The sequence below is a fragment of the Micromonospora sp. NPDC049175 genome, from assembly GCF_043197345.1.
Taxonomy (GTDB): Bacteria; Actinomycetota; Actinomycetes; order Mycobacteriales; family Micromonosporaceae; genus Micromonospora.
Map to the genome: position 1 here is coordinate 231,895 of NZ_JBICSY010000005.1, position 26,723 is coordinate 258,617.

Annotated in this window: 24 protein-coding genes; 13 read left to right on the forward strand and 11 right to left on the reverse strand. The window is 72.9% G+C overall.

From position 1 onward, the window contains the following. Positions 1 to 31 precede the first annotated feature (31 nt). Complete coding sequence (locus ACGFH8_RS21330) at positions 32 to 676, forward strand: histidine phosphatase family protein (RefSeq protein ID WP_393369608.1); 645 nt, start codon at positions 32 to 34, stop codon at positions 674 to 676. Here the strand turns inward: ACGFH8_RS21330 and ACGFH8_RS21335 are convergent. Next, positions 664 to 1,215, reverse strand: a complete 552-nt coding sequence (locus tag ACGFH8_RS21335) for a hypothetical protein (protein WP_393369611.1) — start codon at positions 1,213 to 1,215, stop codon at positions 664 to 666. The two genes, ACGFH8_RS21330 and ACGFH8_RS21335, sit on opposite strands and share 13 nt — an antisense overlap. A 217-nt stretch (positions 1,216 to 1,432) precedes the next feature. Here ACGFH8_RS21335 and ACGFH8_RS21340 point away from each other — a divergent pair, with 217 nt between their 5' ends. Both ACGFH8_RS21340 and ACGFH8_RS21345 read left to right on the forward strand, forming a co-directional pair. Beyond that, entirely contained in the window at positions 1,433 to 2,191 is a 759-nt protein-coding gene (locus ACGFH8_RS21340; protein WP_393369612.1) for an enoyl-CoA hydratase/isomerase family protein, read from the forward strand. Between the two features lie 88 nt (positions 2,192 to 2,279). Next, the gene (locus ACGFH8_RS21345; RefSeq protein ID WP_393369615.1) at positions 2,280 to 3,821 is read left to right on the forward strand and encodes a protein kinase; all 1,542 of its coding nucleotides are present in this window, start codon (positions 2,280 to 2,282) and stop codon (positions 3,819 to 3,821) included. 71 nt (positions 3,822 to 3,892) lie between these two features. On the opposite strand, the gene ACGFH8_RS21350 is transcribed toward ACGFH8_RS21345, so the two are convergent. The 4 genes from ACGFH8_RS21350 to ACGFH8_RS21365 form a co-directional block, all read right to left on the reverse strand. Then, a complete protein-coding gene (locus ACGFH8_RS21350; RefSeq protein WP_393369617.1) occupies positions 3,893 to 4,336 on the reverse strand; it encodes an HNH endonuclease in 444 nt (147 codons plus the stop codon). Between the two features lie 212 nt (positions 4,337 to 4,548). After that, positions 4,549 to 5,760 (reverse strand): hypothetical protein, encoded by a 1,212-nt coding sequence (locus ACGFH8_RS21355; RefSeq protein ID WP_393369620.1) that lies wholly within the window; start codon positions 5,758 to 5,760, stop codon positions 4,549 to 4,551. Positions 5,761 to 5,827: 67 nt separating this feature from the next. Further along, positions 5,828 to 7,381, reverse strand: coding sequence for an FAD-dependent oxidoreductase (locus ACGFH8_RS21360; protein WP_393369622.1), 1,554 nt, complete (start codon positions 7,379 to 7,381; stop codon positions 5,828 to 5,830). A 24-nt stretch (positions 7,382 to 7,405) separates the two neighbouring features. After that, positions 7,406 to 7,894 carry an MSMEG_6728 family protein gene (locus ACGFH8_RS21365; protein ID WP_393369624.1) on the reverse strand — a complete coding sequence of 163 codons (489 nt, stop codon included), beginning with the start codon at positions 7,892 to 7,894 and terminating at the stop codon, positions 7,406 to 7,408. A 94-nt stretch (positions 7,895 to 7,988) separates the two neighbouring features. Between ACGFH8_RS21365 and ACGFH8_RS21370 the strand changes: the two genes are divergently transcribed. Genes ACGFH8_RS21370 through ACGFH8_RS21385 form a run of 4 tightly spaced genes read left to right on the forward strand, consistent with a single transcriptional unit; the run spans position 7,989 to position 14,750 of the window. Further along, complete coding sequence (locus ACGFH8_RS21370; RefSeq protein ID WP_393369626.1) at positions 7,989 to 9,947, forward strand: potassium channel family protein; 1,959 nt, start codon at positions 7,989 to 7,991, stop codon at positions 9,945 to 9,947. A gap of 37 nt (positions 9,948 to 9,984) precedes the next feature. Next, complete coding sequence (locus ACGFH8_RS21375) at positions 9,985 to 12,948, forward strand: BTAD domain-containing putative transcriptional regulator (RefSeq protein WP_393369628.1); 2,964 nt, start codon at positions 9,985 to 9,987, stop codon at positions 12,946 to 12,948. A 30-nt stretch (positions 12,949 to 12,978) separates the two neighbouring features. Continuing rightward, entirely contained in the window at positions 12,979 to 13,968 is a 990-nt protein-coding gene (locus ACGFH8_RS21380) for an ATP-binding cassette domain-containing protein (protein WP_393369631.1), read from the forward strand. After that, a complete protein-coding gene (locus ACGFH8_RS21385; protein WP_393369634.1) occupies positions 13,965 to 14,750 on the forward strand; it encodes an ABC transporter permease in 786 nt (261 codons plus the stop codon). Before ACGFH8_RS21380 ends, ACGFH8_RS21385 begins: the two co-directional genes overlap by 4 nt. Positions 14,751 to 14,777: 27 nt before the next feature. Here ACGFH8_RS21385 and ACGFH8_RS21390 read toward each other — a convergent pair whose 3' ends face one another. Together ACGFH8_RS21390 and ACGFH8_RS21395 are read right to left on the reverse strand one after the other, a co-directional pair. Further along, on the reverse strand, positions 14,778 to 16,016 hold the full coding sequence (locus ACGFH8_RS21390; protein ID WP_393369637.1) for an APC family permease: 1,239 nt from the start codon (positions 16,014 to 16,016) through the stop codon (positions 14,778 to 14,780). 9 nt (positions 16,017 to 16,025) lie between these two features. Further along, positions 16,026 to 16,772 (reverse strand): phosphatase PAP2 family protein, encoded by a 747-nt coding sequence (locus tag ACGFH8_RS21395; RefSeq protein ID WP_393369640.1) that lies wholly within the window; start codon positions 16,770 to 16,772, stop codon positions 16,026 to 16,028. Positions 16,773 to 16,861: 89 nt separating this feature from the next. On the opposite strand from ACGFH8_RS21395, the gene ACGFH8_RS21400 reads away from it, so the two are divergent. Beyond that, positions 16,862 to 18,085 carry a DUF4032 domain-containing protein gene (locus tag ACGFH8_RS21400; protein WP_393369643.1) on the forward strand — a complete coding sequence of 408 codons (1,224 nt, stop codon included), beginning with the start codon at positions 16,862 to 16,864 and terminating at the stop codon, positions 18,083 to 18,085. Between the two features lie 229 nt (positions 18,086 to 18,314). Here ACGFH8_RS21400 and nagA read toward each other — a convergent pair whose 3' ends face one another. The 3 genes from nagA to ACGFH8_RS21415 are packed head-to-tail and all read right to left on the reverse strand — an operon-like array spanning position 18,315 to position 21,342. Further along, positions 18,315 to 19,424 (reverse strand): N-acetylglucosamine-6-phosphate deacetylase, encoded by a 1,110-nt coding sequence (gene nagA / locus ACGFH8_RS21405; protein WP_393369645.1) that lies wholly within the window; start codon positions 19,422 to 19,424, stop codon positions 18,315 to 18,317. Beyond that, positions 19,421 to 20,416 (reverse strand): ROK family protein, encoded by a 996-nt coding sequence (locus tag ACGFH8_RS21410; protein WP_393369648.1) that lies wholly within the window; start codon positions 20,414 to 20,416, stop codon positions 19,421 to 19,423. Before ACGFH8_RS21410 ends, nagA begins: the two co-directional genes overlap by 4 nt. After that, positions 20,413 to 21,342, reverse strand: coding sequence for an SIS domain-containing protein (locus ACGFH8_RS21415; RefSeq protein ID WP_393369651.1), 930 nt, complete (start codon positions 21,340 to 21,342; stop codon positions 20,413 to 20,415). Before ACGFH8_RS21415 ends, ACGFH8_RS21410 begins: the two co-directional genes overlap by 4 nt. A 200-nt stretch (positions 21,343 to 21,542) precedes the next feature. Here ACGFH8_RS21415 and ACGFH8_RS21420 point away from each other — a divergent pair, with 200 nt between their 5' ends. From ACGFH8_RS21420 to ACGFH8_RS21440, 5 genes are all read left to right on the forward strand, one after another. Next, on the forward strand, positions 21,543 to 22,328 hold the full coding sequence (locus tag ACGFH8_RS21420) for a DeoR/GlpR family DNA-binding transcription regulator (RefSeq protein ID WP_393369654.1): 786 nt from the start codon (positions 21,543 to 21,545) through the stop codon (positions 22,326 to 22,328). A 121-nt stretch (positions 22,329 to 22,449) separates the two neighbouring features. Beyond that, positions 22,450 to 23,460, forward strand: coding sequence for an ABC transporter ATP-binding protein (locus ACGFH8_RS21425; protein WP_393369657.1), 1,011 nt, complete (start codon positions 22,450 to 22,452; stop codon positions 23,458 to 23,460). After that, complete coding sequence (locus ACGFH8_RS21430; RefSeq protein ID WP_393369659.1) at positions 23,457 to 24,473, forward strand: ABC transporter permease subunit; 1,017 nt, start codon at positions 23,457 to 23,459, stop codon at positions 24,471 to 24,473. The genes ACGFH8_RS21425 and ACGFH8_RS21430 overlap by 4 nt, the downstream gene beginning before the upstream one ends. A 111-nt stretch (positions 24,474 to 24,584) precedes the next feature. Next, positions 24,585 to 24,989, forward strand: a complete 405-nt coding sequence (locus ACGFH8_RS21435) for a DUF3263 domain-containing protein (protein ID WP_393369661.1) — start codon at positions 24,585 to 24,587, stop codon at positions 24,987 to 24,989. 223 nt (positions 24,990 to 25,212) lie between these two features. After that, positions 25,213 to 25,722, forward strand: coding sequence for a GNAT family N-acetyltransferase (locus ACGFH8_RS21440; RefSeq protein WP_393369663.1), 510 nt, complete (start codon positions 25,213 to 25,215; stop codon positions 25,720 to 25,722). 62 nt (positions 25,723 to 25,784) lie between these two features. Here ACGFH8_RS21440 and ACGFH8_RS21445 read toward each other — a convergent pair whose 3' ends face one another. Further along, the gene (locus ACGFH8_RS21445; RefSeq protein WP_393369665.1) at positions 25,785 to 26,717 is read right to left on the reverse strand and encodes an SMP-30/gluconolactonase/LRE family protein; all 933 of its coding nucleotides are present in this window, start codon (positions 26,715 to 26,717) and stop codon (positions 25,785 to 25,787) included. Positions 26,718 to 26,723: the final 6 nt, after the last annotated feature.

The window sequence follows — 26,723 nt, forward strand, 5'->3', positions numbered from 1 at the left end:
CGTCAGAACTCGGTGTGGTGAGGTGGGCGGCATGGCGACCCGGCTGCTGTACCTGACCCGACATGCCGAGCAGGACCTGACCGCGCTGCGGGAGTCGGATGCCGGGGAACCGGACACCGGCCTCACCGAGCGCGGCCGGCGACAGGCCACCCTGCTCGGCGAGCGTCTGCGGGGCCGGCGGTTCGCGGCCGTCCAGCACGGGCCGCTGCGCCGGGCCGCGCAGACCGCCGAGCTGGTCGCCGCGTCGCTGCCCGAGGTGCCGGTGTACGAGACGGAGTTGGCAGGTGACCACCTCCCACACGACACGGATCCGGTGGGACTGCCCCCGGCGTACGCGACGTTCCTCGGGCAGTTTTCGGCGGCCGAGCGGGTCGACGGGCCGCAGGTAACGGCGGCGGCGGTACGGCGGTTCGCCGGCCCGGTCAGCGACGGGCCCACCGGTGACGAGCCGGTTCGCGAGTTGGTCGTGACGCACAGCTTTCTGATCGCCTGGCTGGTGCGGCATGCGCTGGACGCGCCGGAGTGGCGTTGGATGGGCTTGAACCTGCACAACGCGGGCCTGACCGTGATCCGGTACAGCCCGACCGGGCCGCCGAATCTGATCGCCGTCAACGACGTGGCCCACCTTCCGCCGGAGTTGCGGGGCACCGGCCTGCCCCCGGACTACCTGGTCTGAGTGCCGGTGCTCCGCAGCAGCAGCTTGACCAGGGCCTGGGTGGCCGGCGGTGGGGCGGTGTCGGCCGGGCAGTCGACGTAGCCGGTCTCGACGCTGCCCACGGTGAGCCGGTAGGTGAACGCGTCCGAGCAGGTTGTCGAGCTGGTCGGACGCCGTGCCTCGGCGGCCAGCCGGGGGTCGGCGGCGAGTCCGGTCAAGCGGCCCAGGTCGGCGGGGGTGAGCCGGCCGGTACGCCGACTGCCGGCCCGGTCCACCGCGGTCCACCGACCGTCCGGCTCGACCGTCACGGCGTCACCACGACCGGCGAAGCCACCGGAGGTTCGCAGGATCACCCGAGTCGGCGCGCCACCGGTCCCGGGGACGACGGTGGCGACGATGGTCGGCGGGGTGCCGGTCGGCGGGGTGGCGACGACGGTCGAGCCGGGAGCGAGGGTGACCGGTGGCGGGAGGGGGGTGGGGGCTCGGTCGACGCCTGTGCAACCGGTCAGGACGGCGGTCAGGAGCGCGATCGTGACGGCCGTCGTCGATGCGGGTCTCATCTCCGTCGGACGCACCACCCCAAGCAACGGTTCCCCCACCCCACCCCGGGCGGAAGCGGTGTGAGCCGTTTCTGGCAATCTTGGAAAGTTTCCGTTACGAGCTAACGGAAACTGTCCAAGATTGCATCAGAATCGTGGCCGTCAGGGTCGTCGTTGCGGCTTGCCTGCCGGTTCGGCCAGATCGGTGGCGTCGCACAGGTGACGGGGAGGGGCTGACGTGTCGGACGCGGAGTTGACAGTCGAGGTGACCGGACCGGTCGCGACTGTGGTGATCCACAACCCGGCCCGGCGCAACGCGATGACCGCCACCATGTGGCGTCAGCTCCCCGAACTGCTCGACCGGCTGGAGCCCGACCCCGACGTCCGGACGTTGGTGCTCACCGGCGCGGGCGACGCGTTCTGCGCCGGCGCGGACCTGGGTGACCTGGCCGAGCTGTTGGACGCCGGTGACACGAGCATCGCGGTGGCCGCCGAGGAACGGCTGGCCAGCTTCGCCAAGCCGACGATCGCCGCCATCCGGGGTGCCTGCGTCGGCGGCGGGGCTCAGCTCGCGGTCGCCTGCGATCTGCGGATCGCCGCGGACGACGCCCGTTTCGGCGTACCGCCGGCCCGGCTCGGGCTGGTCTATCCGGCGCCGACCACCCGCCGGCTGGCCCGGCTGGTCGGCCCGTCCGCCGCCAAGCACCTGCTGTTCACCGCCGAGCTGATCGACGCTGAGCGCGCCCTGCGGATCGGTCTGGTCGACGAGGTGCTGTCGGGCGACCGGCTCGCCGCGCGGCTGGACGAGCTGACCGCGATGATCGCCCAGCGGTCGCCGTTGAGCGTCGCCGCCGCGAAGGAGATCGTCGACGACCGGGCCGGGCCGGCGCGGATCGCCTGGTGGCACCGGAAGGTGTCGACCACCGGCGAGGCCCGGGAAGGGGTCGCGGCGATGGCCGAGCGGCGTACGCCCCGCTTCGCCTGGCGACCCCGCTGAGGGGACGGTATCCGCACCTCGGTCCCACTCATCGCAACACCTCGATCCGGGGTGGCCCGTGGCCGGCCGGTACGGCAGGCTGTCCGTCGTGCAGCGTGATCAGTTGCTTGCGGGCCGCTATCGGCTCCTGGAGCGCCTTGGCAGTGGCGGCATGTCGGCGGTGCACCGGGCGTACGACGAGGTGCTCGAACGGGACGTCGCGGTGAAGGTGCTGCTCGCCACGGACCACGGTGCACGGCAGCGGATTCGGGGTGAGGCCAAGGCCGCGGCCCGTTTGTCGCACCCGCACGTCACGAGCGTCTACGACTTCGGTGAGTCGCTCGTCGACGGCGCCCAGGTCCCGTTCGTGGTGATGGAGCTGCTCGGCGGTCACACCCTCGAACAGCGGTTGGCGCTCGGGTCGTTGCCGCCCCGGGCGGGTCTGCGGGTCTGCGCCGAGGTGGCCTCCGCGCTCGCCGCCGCGCACGCGCAGGATCTGGTGCACCGTGACATCAAGCCGAGCAATGTGATGCTCACGCCCACCGGCGCCAAGGTGCTGGACTTCGGCATCGCGGCGGCCGTCGGCGAGTCGGAGATCGACTTCGAGGGGCGGCTGCTCGGCACGCCGGCCTACCTGGCCCCGGAGCGGCTTGCGGCCGGCGAGGTGCTGCCGGCCTGCGACGTGTACGCCCTGGGCCTGCTGCTGCACCGGGTGCTCACCGGCCGGCTGCCGTGGCCGGCCGAGACGCAGACCGGGATGCTCCGCGCGCACACGCACGTCGAGCCGGACCCGCTGCCGGAGATCGACGGCGTGCCGCCCGAGGTCCACCGGCTCTACCGCTGGTGTCTGGCCCGCGACCCCGCCGACCGGCCACCGGCCGCCGAGGCGGCCCACATCCTGCTCGCCGCCATGAGTGGAGCGACGTCCGAGGGGACGGGCGTCAGCCCGGCACCGGGGGCAGGCTCAGGGAAAACGGGCGTCACCGCGGCACCGGGGGCCGGCTCGGCCGAGCCGACCGACACCGCGACCGCCGACTCGGCCGCTCCGACGAGACGCCTGTCGTGGCGTCGGCGTCGAGCCATCCTGGTGGTCGGCGGCGCGGTGCTCACCGCGATCACGATGGCCGGGTCGCTCGGCGACTTCGGCAATCGTCGACCGGGGCAGGGCGCTCCGTCGACCGGCCGGGGCCCGGGCACCACCGCCGTGGGGATGCCACGCGCCGCGGAGCCGGCCGACGAGATCACGACCGGGCCGTCCGCCGTCCCGCCGGCTCAGGAGACCGCGCCTGCTGCCCGGACCGGCCCCCCGACCGGCCCGGACCCGACGGCGACCCCGGCCCCGACAGCGGCCCCGACCGCGCCCGCGCCCGGCCCCACGCCGACCACGCCCGGCCCGGCCGCGTCGACGCCCACCCGTTCCGCGAACGTGCCCGTGCAGGCGCAAGGAGGGACGATCACCGTCCGCTGCGTGGGAAAGTCCGTCGAGGTGCTCGCGGTGGCGCTCGCGCCTGGGTTCCGGGCCGAGGCGTACGACCCGGGCCCCGCGAAGCAGCTCCAGGTCGAGCTGGTGTCCACCGAGCACCGCAGCGAGATCCGGGTGCAGTGCCCCAACGGCAGCCCGAACTCGAAGGTCAAGGAACGCGCAGCCTGACCGGGGGCCGGCGGGTGCCGCGCCCCGGGACGTACCCGGGACGCGGCCCCCCGTTCCCGCCGGCCGGTCCGTCACCGCCCGGCGAGTGCCCCCCAGCCCGGGTTCACCGGCTCCCGGCGCAGCGGCATGCCCGCCTCCGCCGGCGTCCGGTCACCCTTGCGCTGGTTGCAGCCGTAGCAGGCGGCGGTGGTGTTCCGCCAGGTGTTCCGACCGCCGCGCGAGCGGGGCAGGATGTGGTCGATGGTGGAGGCCGACCCACCGCAGTACGCGCAGCAGCGGTCGTCGCGGCGCAGCACCCCGGCGCGGGACCAGGCCGGCCCGGCGCTGAACCTCCACCTGGTGACCACGTAGCGGACCAGCCGCACCACCCGGGGCATCGGGAAGACCCCGATCACCTGGTCCGGCTCGGCCTCGTGGATCTCGGCGACCCGGCGGCAGAGCATCCGTACGGCATGTTGAACGGTGACCCGGTGCAGCGGGCCGAGGTCGGCGTTGATGACGAGGACGGCGTCCACCGGGGCTCCTTTCACGATGGTGACGGACAGCGAAAAGCCGCCCGGTCCGGCTGGTGGACGGGGCGGCTGGGCGCGTACGGGTACGCGTCAGTCGGGCCGGCCCGCCCGGGGACCTTCCGCTCGGCAACCGTCGCCGGGCAGCGTCGACGGCACGGTGCTGACGTGCGACATCGGCATGCTCTGCTCCCGCGGCGGTGGTTGACCTTGCCCGATCACGGTAGGTCGGGGCGGGATAGACGGGCAACGTATTTCGATCGGCTGCCCGGCTCCTCCGGGCGGCGCGGACGGCGGGTCCGGGGCGCGACGACCGCCGTGCGTCGGGCGGCGGTCAGCGGCCGGTCCAGCCGCAGGGCCATGCGCGCGGTGAGTTCGGCGTCCAGCAGGGGCCGGTTGACCTCGCCGGCGACCGCCAGCGCCGGCCCGGAGACCGACCGCCAGATCGCGGCCAGCCCGGCGCCGAGACCCACCAGGGCGACGGTGGCCCGGGTGGTCGGTGAGCCGGCGGCCGCGGCGGCGCTCACGCCGACCACCGCGAAGAGCACCAGCAGCAGGGGTACGAGCACGGGCCAGAAGATGCCGCGCGCCGCCTGTGCCACCAGCCGGCGATCCCGGATGATCAGGTTCCGGGCGATCACCGCGTAGTCCTCCTCGTCGAGCAGGTCGCGGGGGTGCAGGCCGCCGGTGAGCACGTCCCGCCAGAGGTCACCCTGGGCGCGCAGGGCCCGGCTCAGCTCGGCGGGCGCGGGTTCGGCCGGGTCCCCGTGGCCGGCCCGGTCGACAGCAGTCGCCCAGGTGGCGAGCGACCGGCGCACCACCGCGGCCGAGTACGGCGGCAGCACGCTCGCCAACTCGTCCAGCCAGCGGCTGATCTGGATCTGCCGACCGCCGAACTGCCGCAGCAACTGGGTGGCGTCGCCGGCTCGGACGGTGTCGGCCACCGATCGGCCCAGTCGATAGGCCAGCCCGACCCGGTGGTTGGCGGCCATCGCCCAGCGCAGCACCTCGACGTTGAGGTCGTCGAGGGCGAGCAGCAGCGGCACCGGGTCGGCCGGGTCGGGCCGGCCCACGTCGGGTAGCAGTGCCCGGGCCGCGGCCGTGTCGGGCACCGGCCCGGTGTGTCGGGTGAGTTCGGCGATCTGGGCCAGCGCGACGTCCACCCCGTCGAGGTACATGCGCATCCGCCGGTGGGCGGACATCTCGGTGAGGTTGGAGAGCTTGGCCGGCGGTACGGGTGGGCGGGCCTCGACGGGGACGCCGAACTCGGCGTGCTGCCCGTGGTGGTAGGCGTCCGCCATCCACCAGCCCAGGCGCAGTGCGGTGACGATGCAGGCGCGTTCGTCGCGGATCAGTGGGTACGCGTCGTCGCGGCCGCTCTCGTCGACAGGCGAGTCGTTCTCCGCGCCGGCGCGGTGCAGTGGTGACATCCCCCGCTGCCCTCCCGCCCGGTCGATCGACGGTTGATCAACCAAGCGTACGGCAGCGTACCGATGCTTATGTTGTGTTTTGTCGGTTTGGGGTACGGCGACCGGCAAGCAGCCCTCGGGGCCGGATCGAGCGCACCGGCTCCGCCGCGCCGCCCTCCGCGCGCAGGATGTGGTTCGCGGCGACGATGCCCGTGGCGGCGGAGCGTTCCATCAACGCGCTCGGGAAGTCCGTGGCGATGCCGTCACCGGCCAGGTAGAGGCCGGACGCGTCGGTGCGTACTCCCGGTCGCCAGGCGTGGCTGCCCGGCGTGAACGCCGGCGCCTGCGCCTCCACCCGGGCCCGCAGCTCGCGAACCCGCAGGTCGGCAGCCTCCGGCCAGAGCGCGACAAGCTCGCGGCGCATCCGCTCGGCCAACTCCTCGGCCGGCACGCCCGGCTCGCAGGCATACGCGTGTAGCTCGATGACCGACCCGCCGGTCTGTCGCGCCCACCGCCGCGGCTCGTCCTCCAACCGGTGGTAGAGCGTCACCGAATCCAGCGTGGGCTGCCGGGACACACCGCTGAACACCGCCCGCTCGGCGGCCACGTCCCCGGCACACCAGTACCGTGCCACCGCGTACGGCGGGCCGGGCCGGCCGAAGGCGGGCATCCGGGCGGCCATCTCCGGTGCCCGCTCGACCAGGTCCGGGGAGGCCGCGACGAGCGCGGCGAGCGCCGGTGGGTCGACGGCGAGCACCACGTGGGCCGCCGGGTGGCCGTCGCCGTCGGTGGTCGTCACCCGCCAGCCGTCGCCGTCCTGGTGCACCCCCGTCGCGGCGCAGCCGGTCAGCACCCGGCCGCCGTGCTTCTCCACGTGCCGGGTCAGTGGCTCCCAGATCGCCGTGGCGTAGTCCTCGTCCGGGCAGTCGAACGCCAACCCCTCCGGGTTGCCGAGCAGATAGAAGTGGAACTGGGCGACCATCTCGGCGGCCGACATCTCCGCCTCGTGGTTGAAGAACGAGTGCGAGAAGACCTCGAACAGCATCGCCCGAGCCCGGTCCGGCAGCCGCAGCGACGCCAACAGCTCGTCGGCAGTGGTGTCGTCCAACTCGGCGTAGGTGCGCACCGGGTCGTAGGTGAGCAGCGGCAGCGCGGCGTCCCGGTCCATCAGGCGCAGGTCGCCCAGGCGCAGACTGGGGCTGCGCAGCAGCAGCGCGAGCAGGTTCGCCGGCGGCGCGGGCGGCAGCCTGCCGAACTCCTCGGTCGGCCACTGGGCACTGAGGATCGGGTAACCCGGAATGGGCTTGAGGAAGCCCAGGTCAGGATCGATCCGGCGGAGGATCGACCGCCAGTTGTAGTACTGCCGGAAGAACGCGTGGAAACCGTGCTCGTTGCGCTGACTGCCCTCGGCGAGCGTCTCCGGCCAGGCGCCCAGTCGACCGCCGAGCGTCGGTGCCGCCTCCAGCACCGTGACCGCCACGCCCCGCTCGGCCAGCACCACCGCCGCCGACATGCCGGCGATGCCGCCACCCACCACCACCGCCGCGGTCGGTCGCGGCACGCGGTCCGCGCCACCGCCGCCCGGGTCCACCAGATGTTGGCGTACGCCGATGAGCCGGCCCACCACTTGCGACAGCGCCATGGGCCCAGTCTGCCCCACCTCGGCTCAGTCGGCCGGCAGGCAACGGCGCGCGCGGTCGGAGGCGGGCCACACGTACTCCAGGTCCGGCGGAACGTCGTCGCCGAAGAGGGGCCGGTAGTGCGCCGGGTCTTTGCGGACCAGCGACGATCGGTGGCTCAGGTGCAGCTCGTCGCGGCCCAGCCACGGGGGCAGCTCACCAGCCTCGGCCAGCTCGTCCTGGGTCCGTACGACGCCGGCCCCGCAGGCGGCCGCGAGGTCCACGGTCATCGTGGTGGCGCAGGTGTCCGCCCGCCCCGGCTCGGTCCACACCGCGCACATGTCCAGCCCGTAGCGGGTGAGCGCCTCCTCGTACCCGGCCCACATCTTCACCGCCGGGTGGTTGCGCCAGCCGTACCCGGGTCGGGTGAGTCCGCGCAGCACCTGGATGGCCTCCACCCGTTGCTTGCCCAGCCGCTTCTGGTCCAGCGTCCGGGCGCTGGCCAGGAAGTCCGGGTACGGGAGGAACGTCTGCATGCCGCTGCACTACCCGTCACCGGAGCGGGCATGCCTGGTCGGGGATGATCCGGACGGGGTCGCCCACCGTGGCCCTGCTGATTACGATCCGGGCATGGCGGAGCCGTGGCGGGACCGGGCGCGACGGGCGGTCGAGTGGAACTGGCGGCTGCGCTCCGCCGGTGATCCGCGCCCGCACTACGTGATCTGCGGGAAGGACGCGCTCGCCTACTACGTGGCTCGGGCGCTGCTCGAATCCGAGCTGCCGACGGGTGGGGCCCGGGTGACAGTCGTGGTGCCGGAGCGCTACCGCAGCAACGGCCCGGACGTGGCGGGGCTGCGCGGGGCCCGGGTGATCCGTTCGGATCGGCTCGACGTGTCCACCTTCGAGGCCGCCGGCCTGTCCGGGGCGACCGGGCTGGCCCTGCTGCACCAGGACGACGTCGGCAACCTGCACGCGGCGCTCTGCGCGCAGGCCGTCGACCAGCAGGTCCGCCAGGTGCTGCGGATGTTCAACGGCACCCTCGCCGACGGCGTACGCAAACTGATCAAGGCGCCGGTCGAGGTGCTCTCCGACGCCGAGATGGCCGCGCCGGCCTTCGTGGCCGCCGCGCTCGGCGAGGTCGACCCCAGTTCCTTCCAACATCGGGACAAGACGCTCCGGGTGGCGCGGCGGGCCGACGTCCGCCCGCAGGACGTGGTCTGCGCCCTGGCCCACCTCACCGAGGCGCAGGGGGTGGAGCTGCTGCCGGCCGAGCAGGCCGGCGCGGACCTGGTGCTCGCCGAGGCGACCGGGCAGCCGCCGGGCACCGAGGTCGCCGCCCGTCGGCTGGTCCGGGACCGCCGGCGGCGTCGTCCGGTCACGGTGCTGCTGGGAGCGGTACGCGGCTTCGCGACCCGCAAGATCGGCGTCGCGGTGATGCTCGTGCTCGCGGTGATCGCGGTGCTGGGGGCGCTGATCTCCCGCACCGAGGACGCCTCCCCGCTGGAAGCGCTGTACCTGACCCTGGTCACCACGCTCAGCGGCGCCGACCCGGACACCACAAAGCCGGCCGGCGCGCAGATCATGCAGGTGGTGCTCAACCTGGCCGGCTTGGCGCTGATCCCGCTGATCACCGCCGTCGTGGTGGACGGCATCGTCAACGCCCGGCTGGCCCTGCACACCGGCCGGGTGCAGCCCGCGCGGGCCGGGCACGTCGTGCTGATCGGCCTGGGCAACGTCGGCACCCGGGTCATGGCCCAGCTCCGGGAGTACGACGTCGAGGTGGTGGCGATCGACAAGGATCCGGCGCCGCGCGGCGGCGCCCTGGCCCGTCAACTGGAGGTGCCGGTGATCGTCGGCGACGCCGCGCTCTCCGAGACGCTTGTCGCCGCGTCGGTGGCCGACTGCCAGGCGCTGGTGGTGGCGTCCACCGACGACGTGGCCAACCTGGAGGCGGCGCTCGCCGCCCGTGACCTCGCCCCCGACCTGCGGGTGGTGCTGCGGCTCTTCGACGGTGACTTCGCCGAACGGGTGGAGGAGACCTTCGCCCTCGGGGTGTCCCGATCGGTCTCCTACCTGGCCGCCCCGGCCTTCATCGGGGCGCTGACCGAACGCGCGGTGATCACCACGATCCCTGTCGACAGGCATGCGCTGCCGGTCGCCGAGGTGCCGGTCGCCGCAGGCTCCGAGCTGGACGGCCGACCGCTGGAGGTGGTCAACCGGGACGGGCAGGTCCGGTTGATCGCCCGTACCCCGGCCGGCGGGGGCAAGACGATCTGGTGGAAGGACCTCGACCCTCGCCAGGTGATCTTCGCGGGCGACCGGCTGACAGTCGTCGCCCGCCGACGCGGTCTGGACTGGCTGACCAGGCAGTGCGCCCCGCCCGCCCATCCGGGCCCGGCGCCTCGGCCGGCGGGGGCGGTGCACGGCACGGTGCCCACCCCAACGGCGACGCCGCCCTCGCTGCCAAGCCAGCCCGGCTCGGCGCATCCCGTTCCTCCCAGCGGGGGTGCTCCCTCGACATCCACTGACGGCCCGGTGGACGAAATCGAACTGACCCGCCGGCATGACGGCACCGCCGAGGTGAGCTGAAGCTGCCTATGGCCGGTACCGGGTGACAATCACTGCCATGCGTTTCCGCGTCCTGGGGCCGACCCAGGTGCTGCTGGCCGACGGGCGTGAGATCGCCCCGGGTGGTCCACGGCTGCGCGCGCTGCTGGCGCTCCTGGTGCTCGACGCGGGCCGGGTGGTGTCCGCCGAGCGGCTGATCGACGGCCTGTACGGCGAGCACCCGCCCCGGGGCGCCGCCAACGCGCTTCAGTCCCTGGTGTCGCGCCTGCGTCAGGCGCTGCCCGCCGAGCACACCCCGGTGGAGTTCCACCCGGCCGGCTACCGCCTCGCCGTGGACCCCGCGGACGTCGACGCGTACCGGTTCGAGCGGCTCGCCGAGGTCGGGCGGCGCGCTCTCACCGGCGGTGACTGGCCCCGCGCGGCGGCCGTGCTACGCGAGGCGCTGGAGCTGTGGCGTGGTCCCGCACTGGCCGACGTCATCGACGTGGCCGGCGTACCCGCGCAGGCGGCCCGGCTGGACGAGCTGCGGCTGGCCGCCACCGAAGATCGGATCGAGGCCGAGCTGGCGCTGGGCGGGCACGCGGAGCTGGTCCCGGAGCTGCGGCAACTGGTCGTGGCGCATCCGCTGCGGGAGCGGTCGCGAGGCCAGCTCATGCGTGCCCTGTCCGCGCAGGGTCGGCCGGCCGAGGCGCTTGCCGAGTTCGAGGACGCTCGGCGCGGCCTGGCCGAGCAACTCGGGGTCGACCCGTCTGCGGCGCTGGCCGCGATCCACCTGGCCGTACTGCGCGGCGCCGAGAGTCCCGCCGGGCCGCGCGGCGGGGACAGCTTCGCCGGGCCGCGCGGCGGGGACAGCTTCGCCGGGCCGCGCGGCGGGGACAGCTTCAACGTACGCCCGACGACCGAGCCGGGGCTGCCGAGCCAGCTCACCACCTTCGTCGGGCGGGAGGAGGAACTGACGCGCGTTCGCGCGTTGCTCGGTGAGCGAAGACTTGTCACCCTCACCGGCCCCGGGGGAGCGGGTAAGACCCGGTTGGCGATCGAGGCGGCGGGTCGTTCGGACGGCGAGGTCTGTTTCGTCGAGCTGGCCGGGCTGGCCGACGGGTCGGACGTACCGCAGGCGGTGTTGAGCGCGCTCGGTCTGCGGGACGCGGGGCTGCGGGCCCCGGCCGAGCCGGGCCGACAGTCCACCGACCGACTGGTCGAGGCGCTCGCCGAACGGCGGCTGCTGCTCGTGCTCGACAACTGCGAGCACGTGGTCGCCGACGCGGCCCGGCTCGCCGCACGGCTGCTGGGCGCGTGCCCGGCGCTGCGGGTGCTGGCCACGAGTCGCGAGCCGCTCGGGCTGGCCGGCGAGGCGTTGTGCCAGTTGTCCGGGCTCACCCTGCCGCCACCCGACGCGTCGACCGAGCAGGCCGACGACTACGCGGCGGTCAGCCTGTTCGTCCAACGGGCCGCCGACGTCGCACCCGACTTCACCGTCACGCCGGCCAACGTCGACGTGGTGCTGCGGATCTGCCGTACCCTCGACGGCCTGCCGCTGGCCATCGAGCTGGCCGCCGCGCGGCTGCGGGCGTTGCCCGTCGCCGAGGTGGCCGCCCGGCTCGACGACAGGTTCCGGTTGCTGTCCATGGGCAGCCGGGCCGCGTCGCCCCGACACCGCACGCTCCGGGCCGTGGTCGAGTGGAGCTGGGATCTGCTCGACGAGGCCGAACGGATACTGGCCCGCCGGCTGACCGTCTTCGCGGGCGGCGCGACGCTGGAGGCCGCCGGGCGGGTCTCCGGTCTCCCCAGCGCCGAGTTCGTCGACGCGCTCAGCGGTCTGGCCGACAAGTCCTTCGTGGAGTTGAGCGGTGGCCGGTACCGGATGCTCGAAACGGTGCGCGCCTTCTGCGCCGAACGTCTCGCCGAAGCCGGTGAGGCCGACGAGCTGCGCCGCGCGCACACCGTGTACTTCCTGGAGCTCGCCTGGACCGCCAGCGACCACCTGCGGCGCGCGGAACAGTTGCACTGGTTGCGGCGGCTCGACGCCGAACGGGACAACCTGCACGCCGCGCTGCGGCGTGCCACCGCGGCCGGCGACGCGTCCGAGGCGGCCGGGTTGGTCGCGGCCCTGTCGTTCTACTGGTGGTTACGCGGCATGCGTGGCGAAGGGGCCCGGCTAGCCGCCGACGTCCTCGACGTGCTCGGTGCCGAGGCGCCGCCCGGGTTGGGCGAGGAGTTCGCCCTCTGCGTCTACAACGCCGCGCTCGCCGGTGCCGGCCACCTCCCGTCGCTCGGTACGCAGGGGTCCGTGATCCGCAGCCTCGACCGGCCCCCTCGACAACCGTTCCTCCTGTATCTGTCGGGGATCTCAACCGGACCCCCGCCCGGCGGAGCCGATGACGTCGAAGAGCTGATGCGGGAGCTGCGGCGGCTGGTCGGCCCGGACGTCTGGATCAACGCGCTCGGCGCGATGGGGCACGGCACGGCGCAGATGTGGGGTGGTCAGTCGGACCGTGCCGGGGCCGCGCTGGCCACCGCGCTCGACGGCTTCCGGAGCACCGGAGACCGGTGGGGTTCCATGATCACACTTGGCGCGCTCGGCGAACTGGCCGCCTGGCACGGTGATCCGGAGGCGGCGGGCGACCACATGAAGCAGGCAATGGGCTTGGCCGAGGAACTCGGCTCAGCCGTCGACCAGGCCGACATGCTGCGTACGCGGGGTGAGATAAGGCTGCGTGCCGGTGACCTGGCGGCAGCCCGGGACGACTTCGCCGGCGCGCTGCTCCTGGCGCAGGGCAGTGGCGCGCCCGAGTTCGTGTCCGCCGCCCGGCTCGGCCTCGCCCAGGTGGCACGGCTGCGTGGTGATCTCGCCGAGACGAGGCAGCTCTGCGAAGCGGCGTTGGCCGGCGGGCTCACCGGCTGGTACGTCGGCGAGGCGACGCGCTCGGAGATCATCCTCCTTCTTCAGCAGATCACCGAGGAGGAGAAGGCCGGTGCCGCGAGCCGGCCCGGTGCGCCGCCGTCAGCGGACGGTGCGTGACCCGTCAGCGCCCGACCGCACCCTCGCGGCATGACGACATTCGACGTGACAGCCGAAGGGCTGGGCAAACGGTACGGCCCCACCCGAGCGCTCGACGCCTTCGACCTGACGGTGCCGACCGGCACGGTGTACGGACTGCTGGGGCCGAACGGGGCCGGGAAGACGACTGCCGTACGGATCCTCACCACGCTGCTGCGCTTCGACACGGGCCGGGCCACCGTGGCCGGGTTCGACGTACGGCGTCAGCCGGACGAGGTGCGGGCCCGGATCGCGTTGACCGGGCAGTACGCCGCGGTCGACGAAACCCTCAGTGGGCGGCAGAACCTGGAGTTGTTCGGCCGGCTGTTCCGGCTGGGTCGACGGGCCGCCCGGCAACGCGCCGACGAACTGCTGCAACGGTTCGGGCTCGACGAGGCGGCCGGCCGGTCGGCGGGTGAGTATTCGGGTGGGATGCGCCGTCGGCTGGACCTGGCGGCCAGCCTGATCCGTACACCCCGGGTGCTCTTCCTCGACGAGCCGACCACCGGTCTGGACCCGCGTAGCCGCAACCAGGTGTGGGACCTGGTCCGCGACCTGGTCGCGGACGGGACCACGGTCCTGCTCACCACGCAGTACCTGGAGGAGGCCGACCAGCTCGCCGGCCGGATCTCGGTGATCGACACCGGTCGGGTGGTGGCCGAGGGCTCGCCGGACGAGTTGAAGGCGATGACCGGCGGCGACCGGATCGAGGTGGTGGTGCGGGAGGCGGCCGACCTGACCCGGGCTGCCCGCATCGTCGCGTCGATCTGTGCCGCGGAGCCGGAGCGCGATCCGGAGGTGCGGCGGCTCAGCGTGCCGGTGGCCGACCGGGTCGCCGGGCTTGTCGACGTGGTGCGGGCGTTGGACGACGCCGGGGTCGCGGTGGAGGACATCGGCCTGCGGCGCGCGACGTTGGACGAGGCGTTTCTGTATCTGACCGGGCACCGGCCGGACGAGGCCCGCGAGCCCGTCGGCGTTGGAGGAAAGGCGGACGGGGCATGACGGCGGCGGTGGTCGACGGCTGGACGATGACCAGGCGGAACATGATCCACGTGATCCGCGCACCGGAGGAGCTGATCCTCTACTTCTCGTTGCCGATCATGTTCGTGCTTGTCTTCGGGTACGTGTTCGGCAGCGGCATGCAGGTGTCGGGTGGCGGCAACTATCGCGAGTTCCTGCTGCCCGGGGTCTTCGTGATGACGATGCTGTACGGCCTCGGCGCCACCGCGACCGGCGTGGCGCTGGACCTCAGCCGGGGTGTGGTCGACCGGTTCCGGTCGATGCCGATGGCCCGGTCCGCTTTGATGACCGGCCGGAGCGCCGCCGACCTGCTGCGCGCGCTGCTGGAGATGTCCACCCTGCTGGTCTGCGGCCTGCTCGTCGGGTGGCAGTGGCGGCAGGGTGTCGGCAAGGCGTTGCTCGCCGTCGGGCTGCTCCTGCTGCTGCGGATCGCGATCACCTGGGTCGGGATCTACCTGGCGCTGCTGGTGCGCAACCCGGACACGGTCGGCGTGATCGTCTTCCCGGCGGCGTTCCCGTTCACCGCGATCTCCAACGTCTTCGTGTCGCCCGAGCTGATGCCGTCGGTCATCGGGACGATCTCGGAGTGGAATCCGCTCTCGGCCACCGTCGCCGCGATCCGTCACCTGTTCGGCAACCCCGGTCTGGGTGGCGACTCCTGGCCGGCGGAGCACGCCATGCTGTTGGCGGTGGTGTGGCCGGTGCTGCTGATCGCGACGTTCGCGCCGCTCGCGGTGCGCCGATACCGGCGGCTGAGTCGCTGAACCCGGGTCGCCGGTGGCCTGCTCAGGTCACCGGCGGGCGGGGCGTAGCGCGTACCACGCGGCGCCGACGGCGAGCACACCGAAGCCGGCGAGGACACTGCCCGTCGGCAGGTTGACCGCGAGTAGCAGACAGCCGAGCAGCCCCAGGCCGGCGAGCACCCGCACCGGCAGTTTCCGCTCCCGCTCCCGACCCAACGTCAGCGCCGCCGCGTTGGTGACCGCGTAGTAGACAAGCACTGTGCAACTGGAGAAGCCGATGGCGTCGCGCACGTCGCCGAGCAGCACCACCACGACCACCACGGCGGCCACGGCCAGTTCGGCGCGGTGCGGCACCTGGCGTACCTGGTGCACGGCGGCAAGCGCACCGGGCAGGTCCCGGCGGCGAGCCATCGCCAGGGTGGTCCGGCCGACCCCGGCGACCAGGGACAGCAGGACCCCGACGACCGCGATGGTGGCTCCGGCGCGGACCAGCCAGGCCAGGCCGGGCAGCCCGGCGGCGGTCACCACGTCGACAAGGGGCGCGGCGGACCCGGCCAGCCGGTCGGCGCCGAGCACACCGAGTGCGACCACGGCCAGCACCAGGTAGATCGCGAGCACCACCCCGAGCGCCAGCGGCACCGCCCGGGGAATGGTCCGCCGCGGGTCGCGGACCTCCTCGCCGAGCGTGGCGATCCGGGCGTACCCGGCGAACGCGAAGAACAGCAGCCCGGCGGCGGTGAGCCCGCCCCGGGCGGAGCCGCCGGGCTCGCCGAGCCGATCCAGGCGCACCGGCCCTCCCACCAGACCGACGACCGCGACCAGGGCCAGCACCGCGAGCACCAGCACGACAAGTGCCCTGGTCACGGTGGCCGTCTTGCCGATGCCGCGCAGGTTCACCGCGGTCACCGCGAGCACCGCGCCGACGGCGACCAGCCGGGCCTGCCCCGGCCACAGGTACGCCCCGATGGTCAACGCCATCGCCGCGCAGCTCGCCGTCTTGCCGACCACGAAGCCCCAGCCGGCCAGGAACCCGGCGAACGGCCCGAGGCGCTCCCGACCGTAGACGTAGGTGCCGCCGGACTCCGGGTACCGGGCCGCCAGCCGCGCCGAACTCGTCGCGTTGCAGAAGGCGATGAAGCCCGCCAGCACCAGCGCGGGCAGCAGGCCGGCGCCGCCGGCCGCCGCCGCGGCCGGGCCGAAGACCACGAAGACGCCCGCGCCGAGCATCGAGCCCAAACCGATGACCACCGCATCGGGTACGCCGAGCCGCCGCGCCAGTTGATCCACGACCGAAACCTAGGGGTACGAGGTGAACGGCCGGTCCCATGCGCGTAACCGCCCGGGGAGCGGCACGTCGTCCCACGGCACCCGATGCAGCAACCGGTCCAGGAAGAGCCCGATCAGCAGGGCGGCCACGCCGTCGGTGAGCCAGTGGAAGTTCAGGTAGGTCGTGGTGACCAGCAGGATGGCCGGCGGGGCGAACCGGATCAGCCGGTGCACCCTCGGGTGCAGTCGCCCAGCCGTCAGCGCGGTCAGCAGCACGGCTATCACCCCGTACCAGAGGATGGCGTTGACGACGTGCCCCGACGGGTAGGACAGGTCGTACTCGGTGGGCGGCAGGTCATTGAAGATCCGGACCGACTGGGTCGGCGGCAGATCCGAGCTGGGCGCGGCCCGGTCGGTCAGGACCTTGAGCGGCCCGACCGTCAGGTAGAGGAGCACGAACGCCCCCGCCACCAGCAGCAGCGGCCGCACGGTGCGCCTGCGCCAGGCCACCGCCACGGCGAGCGCCCCAGCGAGGGGCGTCAACAGCCAGCCCCCCTGGCCGATGAGGTTGAACGCCCGTGCCGTCCAGTAGATCGGTGCCGGGTGGTGGGCGTACGCCCATTCCCGGACCGCCAGGTCCAGCCCGAGCAACGCACCTGTGGCGAGCGCCATGGTCACCGCACCGAACCCGGCCAGGAGGAGGGCGTCGAACCACCAGCCGGCCGGGCGGACGGGCCGTAGCCGCAGGTCACGTCGTACCGCCGTGGGTTTGAGCACGCGACCACGCTACCGGCCCGGCGCGAGGCCGGGGTGGTCGGCGCTGTGGGCCCAACCACGATCGGAGGCGGAGGCGGGGGCGAGGCGTCATGCTTGTGCCCGTGCGGATCACGTCTGCCCTCGTGGACCCGGCGCTGCTCGACCTGCCCTGGTCGACACCGCTGGAGGAGTGGCCTGCCCAACACCTGGTGGCGCTGCCGCAGGGCATCTCCCGACACGTCGTCCGGTTCGTCCGGCTTGGTGATTACGTCTACGCGTTCAAGGAGACCCGCGAGCGGATCGCCGAGCGGGAGTACGACCTGCTCCGGGCCCTGGAGCGGATCGACTTCCCGTCGGTCGAGGCGGTGGCGGTGGTCGCCGACCGGCAGACCGAGGACGGGGAAGCCCTGGAATCCGTGCTGATCACCCGGCACCTCCAGTTCTCCCTGCCGTACCGGGCGCTCTTCTCGCACACCCTGCGGCCGGAGACGATGAGCCGGCTGCTCGACGCGCTCGCGGCCCTGATCGTGCGGATGCACCTCACCGGGTTCTTCTGGGGTGACTGCTCGCTGTCGAACACGCTGTTCCGCCGGGACGCGGGGGCGTTCGCCGCCTACCTCGTGGACGCGGAGACCGGCGCGTTGCACAACTCGCTCTCCAACGGTCAGCGCGGTGAGGACCTGGAGATCGCCCGGGTGAACATCTTCGGTGAGGCGTTGGATCTGCAGGCCGCCGGCCTGCTGCACGAGTCCATCGACCCCGAGGTGGTCTGCGAGGAGGTCGTGCAGCGCTACGAGCGGCTCTGGCACGAGATCACCTACGAGCAGGCGGTCGAGCGGGAGGCGCGGCACGACATCGAGGGCCGGATCCGCCGCCTCAACGAGCTGGGCTTCGACGTGGCTGAGGTGGCCATGTCCTCGATCGACGACGGGCGTTACCTGGTTCGGCCGAAGGTCGTCGACGCCGGCTACCACACCCGGCGGCTGCTGCGGCTCACCGGTCTCGACGCCGAGGAGAACCAGGCGCGCAAGCTGCTCAACGACCTGGACGCCTACCGGGCGGAGAGCGACCTGATCGACGAGCAGCAGGCCGCGCATCGCTGGCTCACCGAGGTCTTCGAGCCGGTGGTCCGGGCCGTACCCGCGAATCTGCGCCGCAAGCTGGAGCCGCAGGAGCTGTTCGCGCAGATCATCGAGCACAAGTGGCTGCTCTCCGAGCAGGCCGGCCGAGATGTCGGGATGCGCCACGCGGTTCAGTCCTACCTGGCCGACGTGCTTGTGCACCGCCCCGACGAGCAGGCCATCCTCGGCGTCGACGTCCCCGCCCTGAGCTGAGCCGGCCTCCGCTTGGCCGGGGTCGCCGTGCTGGCGGATCGGAGTTCGTGGGGATGTAGACGCGTCCTGTAGAGCTGCCCCAGAAATGGGGCAGTCACCGTCTGAGGTTCTGCCCCGCCCGAGGTCCTTGCCCCGCACGTGGGGCAGCTCTACAGGGTGCGCAGTAGTGCAGGGGTGCAGCCCGTCCAGGATCGCGCAGCGGCGGAACGGGCCCGCCGGCTTGGGCGCCTCACTCCAGCCAGGAGCCGCCGCGGAGGACCCGGACCACGTTCAGGTCGGCGTCCAGCACCACCAGGTCGGCGCGCAGGCCAACCTGCAGGGAGCCCAACCGGTTGCCCAGGCCGATGGCGCGCGCGGGGGTGGTGGCCACCATCCGCGCCGCGTCGGCGATCGGGATTCCGGCGTTCACCGCGTGCCGCAGCGCGGCATCCATGGTCAGCGTGCTGCCGGCGATGGCACCGTCGCGGGCGAGTCGGGCCACCCCGTCGGTCACGGTGACGGCCTGGCCGCCCAGCTCGTACGAGCCGTCGGGCATTCCGGCGGCGGCCATCGCGTCGGTGATCAGCGCCGCCCGGTCCGGGCCCGCTGTCGCGGCGGTGAAGGTCAGCATCCCGTCGTGCAGGTGCACCCCGTCGGCGACAAGTTCGCAGATGACTGTGGGCGCGTCGAGCAGGGCGACCACCGGCCCCGGCTCGCGGTGGTGCACCGGGCGCATGCCGTTGAACAGGTGGGTGCCGACACTGGCGCCGGCGGCGACCGCCGCGCGGGTCTGCTCGTACGTCGCGTCGGTGTGGCCGACCGCCGCCACCACCCGCTGTGCGGTGAGCAGCTTGATCGCCTCCAGCGCGCCGTCGCGTTCGGGGGCGAGGGTGACCATCCGGACCGCGCCCCGGCCCAGCTCGATCAGCTCGGTCAACTCGTCGGTCGACGGGTCGCGCAGGTACTCCGGGTTCTGCGCCCCACAGCGGGCCGCGGAGAGGTAGGGCCCTTCGAAGTGGACTCCCGCCAGCACGCCCTCGTCGACGAGCGGAGCGAACGCCTCGGTCGCCGCGCGCATCAGCGGGAAGGGCGCGCTGACCAGGCTCGCCAACAGGGTGGTCGTGCCGTGCGCGAGGTGGAAGTCGGCCGCCGCTCGGGCCTCGTCGGCGTCCCCGGTGGTGAAGGTGTGCCCACCACCGCCGTGGGTGTGCATGTCGACGAAGCCGGGCAGGATCCAGTTACCGTCCCGGACCGACGGATATTCGGCGACCGCGGTGATCCGATCTCCGTCCCACTCGACGCAGCCCTGTCGGATGACACCGTTCGGGGTCACCACTCGGCCGTCCACCCGCACGGTCATCGCTCCTCCTGATGGTCACGGACGCGCACGGCGTCCTGGTCACGGACGCGTACCGCGTCCAGGGCGAGCAGGGCGGCGCCGAGGCAGCCGGCCTCGTCGCCGAGGGCTGCCGCGACCAGCCGCGGCTCCCGATGGAAGGTCATCCGCTCGTGCAGCGCCGCCCGCAGTGGGGTCAGCAGCCGGTCCCCGGCCTGGGCCAGGCCGCCGCCGAGCACGATCGTCGCCACGTCGAACAGGGCCTGCCCGGTGGCGAGGCCGTCGGCGAGCGCCTCGATGGCCTCCCGCCAGACCTGGCCGGCGAGTGGTTCCCCGGCTGCGGCCCGCTCGGCGACATCGGCCGCCGTCACCGGAGCGTCCGCCGCCCCACCCGCCAGTTCGGCGTAGCGGCGGCCGATGGCGGCGGCCGACGCGATCGTCTCCAGGCAGCCGGGGCGACCACAGCCGCAGCGCGGGCCGTCGGGCCGGACCAGGATGTGGCCGATCTCCCCGGCGGCGCCGTGCGCGCCCACGGACGCCGAGCCGTCGACCACGTGCGCGGCGGCGATGCCGGTACCGATGGCCACGAACAGTACGTGCGGAGTGCCGCGCCCGGCGCCGAGCCGCGCCTCGGCGAGACCACCCACGCGCACGTCGTGGCCGAGCGCCGTGGGCAGGCCGAGCCGCGCCACCGCCAGGTCCCGCAGGGGTACGTCCCGGAAGCCCACATTCGCCGACCAGACCGCCACGCCGCGCGCCTCGTCCACCACTCCGGGCACGGCGATGCCGACCGCGATCGGCGTCAGCCCGTCGGCTCGGGCCTTGTCGGCCAGCCCGACGGCCACGTCCAGGATCGTGCCGACCACGGCCGCCGGGCCGCGCGCGGCGTTCGTGGGGTGCCGCTCGGTGCGTACCGCGACGCCGTCCGGTCGGACCAGGGCGCACTTCATGCCGGTGCCGCCCACATCCAGCGCGACGACGACCTGCTCGGTGGCCCCGGCGTCGCCGCTCGTCACGCCAGCACCACCGACCGGGACAGGTGTCGGGGCGCGTCCGGGTCCAGGCCTCGGCTGGCCGCCAGCGCGACCGCGAAGCGTTGAGCCAGGATCAGGTCGGCCATCGGGTCGACCGGGGTACGACCGGCTGACCAACTGCCCAGCACCGTGCGCCAACCGTGTGTGCGGCTGTGCACGAAGGCAGCCCCGGTGGCGGCCACATCCTCGGGTAGCCCGTCGGGCAGATCGCCGAACGCCCAGACCAGTCTGCCGGGCGCGGCGACCGAGATGGGACCGTGCCGATAGTCCATTGCCGGGTACGCCTCGGCCCAGAAGGTGGCCGCCTCACGGCACTTCAGCGCTGCCTCCTGGGCCAGCCCGATCGTCCACCCGCGACCGAGAAAGGTGGCCTGCCCGATGGTGGCCGGGTCGATCGGCAGCGGGGATCGCACCGCGACTTCGGCGTCGGCGGCGAGCGCGGTCACCGGGTCGCCGAGGTGGGCCCGGAGCAGGGCCAGCGCGGTGGTCGCGAAGCGGGTCTGCAGCACCGACCGCTCGTCGGCGAAGGGCATCGTCACCGCGGCGGTGGCCAGCTCGACCGCCGGTGACGCCGGGTCGCCGACGAGGACAGTGGTCGGCGTCCGCCCGCGCAGCGCGGCGAGCAGGTCCAGCACCTCGGTGGTGGTGCCGGAGCGGGTGATCGCGATCAGCCGGTCGTAGTGGCGGCCGGCGGGGAACTCGGACGCCTGGAACGCGTCGGTCTCACCCTGGCCGGCGTGCTCGCGGCGGCCCGCGTACGCCATCGCCATGAACCACGACGTGCCGCAACCGACGACGGCCACTCGCTCACCGGGGCGGGGCAGGTCACCGTGGACGACACCGGCCAGCGCGGCCGCCTCCCGCCAGCAGTCGGGCTGGCTCGCGATCTCCGCTTCCACGTACGTCATGGGAAACTCCTCGCAGGGGCGACCGGTGCGCAATACGGCTCGTTAAGCACGCATTTCGCGCGTCATTCTGCGCGAACGCCGGTGGCCGTGGCAACTGACCAACCGATCGCGCAGGACTGCCTTTTGCGCAAGCCTAGTTTCGCGCACTAGTGTGCACGCAATCAATCACCGTCCGTGCAGTCACTGGGAGGGCCCCCGCGGTGGACCGGTACGCCAGATGGAACGCCCTGCTCGAGATGCTGACCGACAACGGCCGGGTCAGCGTCGAGGCGGCAGCCGAGCGGCTGGACGTCTCCCAGGCCACCATCAGGCGTGACTTCGACCAGCTCGCCCAACAGCAGATGATCACCAGGACCCGGGGCGGCGCGGTCGCGAACGGCGTGTCGTACGACCTGCCGCTGCGCTACAAGACGGCCAAGCACTCGGCGGAGAAGCAGCGGATCGGCGCGGCCGCCGCCGCGCTCGTCGCACCGGGCACCGTGGTCGGCCTGAACGGCGGCACCACAAGCACCGAGGTGGCGAGGGCGCTCGCCGTGCGTCCGGACCTGAACACCAGCGCCGAGGGCGCCCAGCTCACCGTTGTGACAAACGCGCTGAACATCGCCAACGAGCTGCTGGTCCGGTCGCGGATGAAGGTCGTGGTGGCCGGCGGCGTGGTGCGCCCGAAGTCGTTCGAACTTGTCGGCCCGCTGGGTGGGGCGCTGCTGCGCGAGGTCACCCTGGACGTCGCGCTGCTCGGCGTGGACGCCATCGACCCGCAGCTCGGTGCCGCCGCCCACCACGAGGGGGAGGCCGCGATGAACAACCTGATGGTGGCCCGGGCCAAACGCGTGGTGATCATCGCGGACTCGTCCAAGCTGGGCGGTCACGCCTTCGCCCGGATCTGTCCCATCGAGCGGGTCGAGACGCTGGTGACCGACTCCGGCGCCGCCCCGGAGTTGGTGGACGCGTTCCGCGCCGCCGGCGTACAGGTCATCTGCGCCTGAGCGGTAACGCTCCGTCGATGGATTGACCCATTCGGCGCGTCGGTGCATACCGCGTATTGCGCGCGTCTGCATACCGCGTATGGTGTCGGCTGTCACGCCCACCCATTGGGGGAGGTGCAGCTTGCCTGCTGTCCTGGAGATCGAAGGTCTACGTAAGACGTACAAGAGTCGTCGACGCGGTACCCGCAACGCGCTCGACGGCTTCGACATGCGGGTCGACGCAGGGCAGGTGCACGGCTTCCTGGGCCCCAACGGGTCCGGCAAGACGACCACGCTGCGTACCCTGCTCGGCCTGATCCGACCCGACGGCGGCCGGATGGCGCTGCTCGGACACGAGGTCCCCGACGCCCTGCCCACCGTCGCCGGCCAGGTCGGCGCGATCGTGGAGAGCCCGCAGTTCTTCCCGCACTTCACGGCACGGGACACGCTGTCCCTGCTGGCCGGGGCGGGCGGGGTGCCGGCCGTCCGCGTCGACGAGGTGCTGGAACTCGTCGGGCTGCGCGACCGGGCCGACGAGCGGGTCAAGACGTACTCGTTGGGCATGAAGCAGCGGCTCGCCGTGGCCTCGGCCCTGCTGAAGAACCCGAAGCTGCTCATCCTCGACGAGCCCGCCAACGGCCTCGACCCGGGCGGCATCCGGGAGATGCGCACGCTGATGCGCGGTCTCGCGGAATCCGGGATGACAGTGCTGCTGTCCAGCCACATCCTCGGCGAGATCCAGCTGATCTGCGACTCGGTCACCATCATCTCGCTGGGTCGGCGTGTCGCGTTCGGTCCGGTCGACGAGGTGCTCGCGCAGCACTCGTCCGGCGCGGTCCGGGTCCGGCTGGAGGCGGTGAGCGACCTGCCGGTGGCCACCGAGGCGCTCACCACGGCCGGCATCGGGGTCACCGGTCACCCCGACCACCTGATGTTGACGGGCGTCGACAAGCCGGCCACGGTGACCCGCCTGCTCGCCGAGCGCAACCTCTACGTCAGCGAGTTGGCGCCGATCGCCGTCGATCTGGAGAGCGTCTTCCTCGAACTGACGTCCACCGCGCCGGTCCCCGGCCAGCACCGGCAGGTCGACGAGTCCATGAAGGTCGGTGGGACGGGTCAGCCCGGCACCACCGCGGGAGGGTGGGGCGCGTGAGCCTCTTTCGTACGGAGCTGCGCCGGCTCACCAAGCGGCGGTTCACCAGGTACATGACGCTGCTCGGCCTGCTGGTGCTGGCCGCGGTGGTCGTCGGGGTGTTCTTCACCAACCAGAAGCTCGACGCCGGCCAGCTCGCGAAGGCCGAGCGTCAGGCCGACCAGCAGTACCAGGAGCAGGTGCGCTGGAGTGAGCAGGAGCGCACCGCGTGTGAGCAGGCCAAGGCGGCCGGCACGGACAGCGACGGCCGTTACCCGGATGACTGCTCGATGATCACGGCCCCGTCCCGGGACCAGATCCAGGCGAGTTGGTTCCTGCCCTCGACGTTCGACTTCAAGGAGACGTTCGACGAGACGCTGCTCCCGTTCGCGGCGATCCTCGCCCTGGTCGGGTTCGTCGTCGGCGCGTCCTTCATCGGCGCCGAGTGGAGCACCGGCGGCATGATGAACCTGCTGCTCTGGCGGCCGAAGCGGCTCACAGTACTGCTCACCAAGCTGGCCGCGCTGCTCACCGGCATGCTGGCGGTGACGTTGCCCGCCGCGGTGCTCTGGTTCGCCGGGTTCTGGGCGGTCGCCACGTTCCGCGGCAGCACCGAGAAGATGACCTCCGGCACCTGGCAGTCGTTCGCGCTGACCGGCGTGCGGGGCGTGGTGCTGGTCCTGGTGCTCACCACCATCGGCTTCGCCCTGGCGTCGCTGGGTCGGCACACCGCGATGGCCCTTGGTGGCGTGGTGGCCGTGATGGTGGTCGGCCAGTTCGGCCTGGGCATCCTGCTGGGGCTGGCGAACGTGCGCTGGCCCGAGGCGTACCTGATGCCCACCTATCTGGTGGCCTGGATGTTCAAGACGGTCAAGCTGGAGGACTGGAACTCCTGCAACGCGACACTCAGCGGGTCGTGTGAACCGGAGACCCTGAACATCACCTGGCAGCAGTCCTCGGTGGGGATCTCGGTCGCGGTGGTGGTGATCCTCGGAGCGGCGCTCTGGGCGATGCGTCGCCGCGACATCACCTGATCCGACCGATCTGACGCGGCGCGGTCGGCCCGGCCGTCGGGGTTCCCGGCGGCGCGGGGCCGGCCGCGCCGGCTGGTGCGACCGGGGTCGTCCCTGGCTAGGCTGAGTGCCATGTCCGCCGACGCCACCCCGGCCGCCCCCGAGCCGTCCACTGACGCTCGTCGCAGCGAGGTCGCGGGTGCTGTCGCGCCGGCGGTGCCGACTCCGCGGCCGGTGCCGCCCATCGAGAGCACCGACGATCCCGAGCCGGACGACGAGGTCGACGTCGCGCCAGGCGCCCCGACGGTCGCGCTCACCGAACGGGAACGGGCCATCCTCGCCTTCGAGCAGCAGTGGTGGCGGCACGCCGGCGCCAAGGAGCAGGCCGTCCGGGACACCTTCGGCGTCTCGTCGACCCGGTACTACCAACTGCTCAACGGGCTGCTCGACAACCCGGCCGCCTTGGCCGCCGACCCCATGCTGATCGGCCGGCTCCGCCGGTTGCGCTCGTCGCGCGCCCGCAACCGTCGCCGCTGACCGCCACCTGCCCTGCCCTGCCCTGCCCGCGAGGAATGTCGCCGCGTCGGTGGTGTTCGGCGAGGTCGCGCCAGCGGTTTGCACACCCTGACACCCGGTCGGGTGACAACAGAGCGTGATGCGGAACACCTCGCCCGCCCGACCGGCCGGTACCGCTGGCCGGACCGCCAGTGGATGGCGAATGGGGTGGACTTCGGCCGATGAGAGCGGCAGACTGCGGCACGTGGCGGGTGCGGTCCGGCTGGAGCCGGTGGACGAGCAGAACCTGGAGCCGTTGCTCTCCGTAGCGGCGGCGGAGGCAGAGCCGAGCGACGTGATGCCTCCCGTCGAGGCCCCCGCCGGCTGGTCGCTCGCCCGTCGAGAGGCGTTTCGGGAGTTCCATCGGGCCAGCTTCGGCGGACTGGACGGCCCGACCCGCTCGCAGATGTACGCGATCCTCGTCGGTGGCGAGGTGTTGGGCATGGTCCGCATGACGCGCTGTGACGAGCCCGGCACGGTGGAGACCGGCATGTGGCTCGGTCGCTCGGCGCGCGGGCAGGGGATCGGCGCGGCGGCCCTGCGGGAGTTACTGAACGCCGCCGCTCGGGCGGGCATGCGGGTGGTGGTCGCCGAGACGACCCCGGACAACATCGGCGCGGTCGCCGTGCTGCACAAGTGCGGCGCCAAACTGTACGAGGACGACGGCAAGGTGCGAGCCGAGATCTGCCTGGACTCGACGCCGCCGGCGCTCTGAGGCGCTGCGGGGGTGCCGGGTCGGTCGGCGGTGACCGCGGGGGCCACCGCCGACCGCGTGGATCAGGCCGGCACCCGGACGATGTCGAAGTCGGTGGTCGGCGTCGACTCCACGTCGAACCGGCCGTTCACCACGTACAGCGCCGAGCCGAACAGGTCACCGGTGGCCGGCGACCGTAGCTGCGGACCGGTGATCTCCCGCTGCACAGTCCCGGCGGTGTAGCCGGCGTTGAGCCGGACCACCGCGATGACGTTTGTCAGGTTCCGGATCACGTACAGGGTGCGACCGCGCAGCACCAGCCCGTCGGCCCGGTCCACCGAGTAGCCGCCGAGGTCGAAGACGCTGCTGCCGCCGGTGCTCGGGTCGACGCGGACGAGTTGGCCGGTCAACATCTGCGCGACGAGCAGGTCGCCGTCCGGAAGCGCCACGATCCCGTTGTTGAACGCGTCGGGCGTCGCGCCCGGACCGGTGAGCGGGAGCACCCGGGCGGCGGCGGGGGCGGGCAGGCGGCCACCCGGGCCCAGCGGCACCACGTACAGCACCGGTCGGGTGGAGTCGGTGAAGTAGACCGCCCGCTTGGTGATCACCATGTCGTTGACCAGGGTGTTGGGGTCGGTGGTGAACGGGTAGTGGGCCAACCTGGCACCGGTGCCCGGGTCGTACACGCTGGCTCCGCCGCCGGTGAAGTCGGCGGTCCAGAGTCGGCCCCGCTCGTCGATCTTGAGGCCTGCCTTGGCGGCGCCGAGGGTGCCCGGGATCAGCACCGAGCCGCGCCCGGTACGAAGGTCACCCCGCCACACCGCGCCGTCCAGGACGGACCCGACGTACACGGTGGTGCCCCGACCGATCGTCAACCCTTCCGGGGTGAACCCGTCGGGCAGGGCGATCCGGGCCGGGAACGGCTTCGCCGGATGGGCGGTCGCCGGCGTGCCGACAGTGGCCAGGGTCGCCGCCGCGACCAGGGGGACGAGAAGAAGGGACAGTAGCTTGCGCAAGAAACA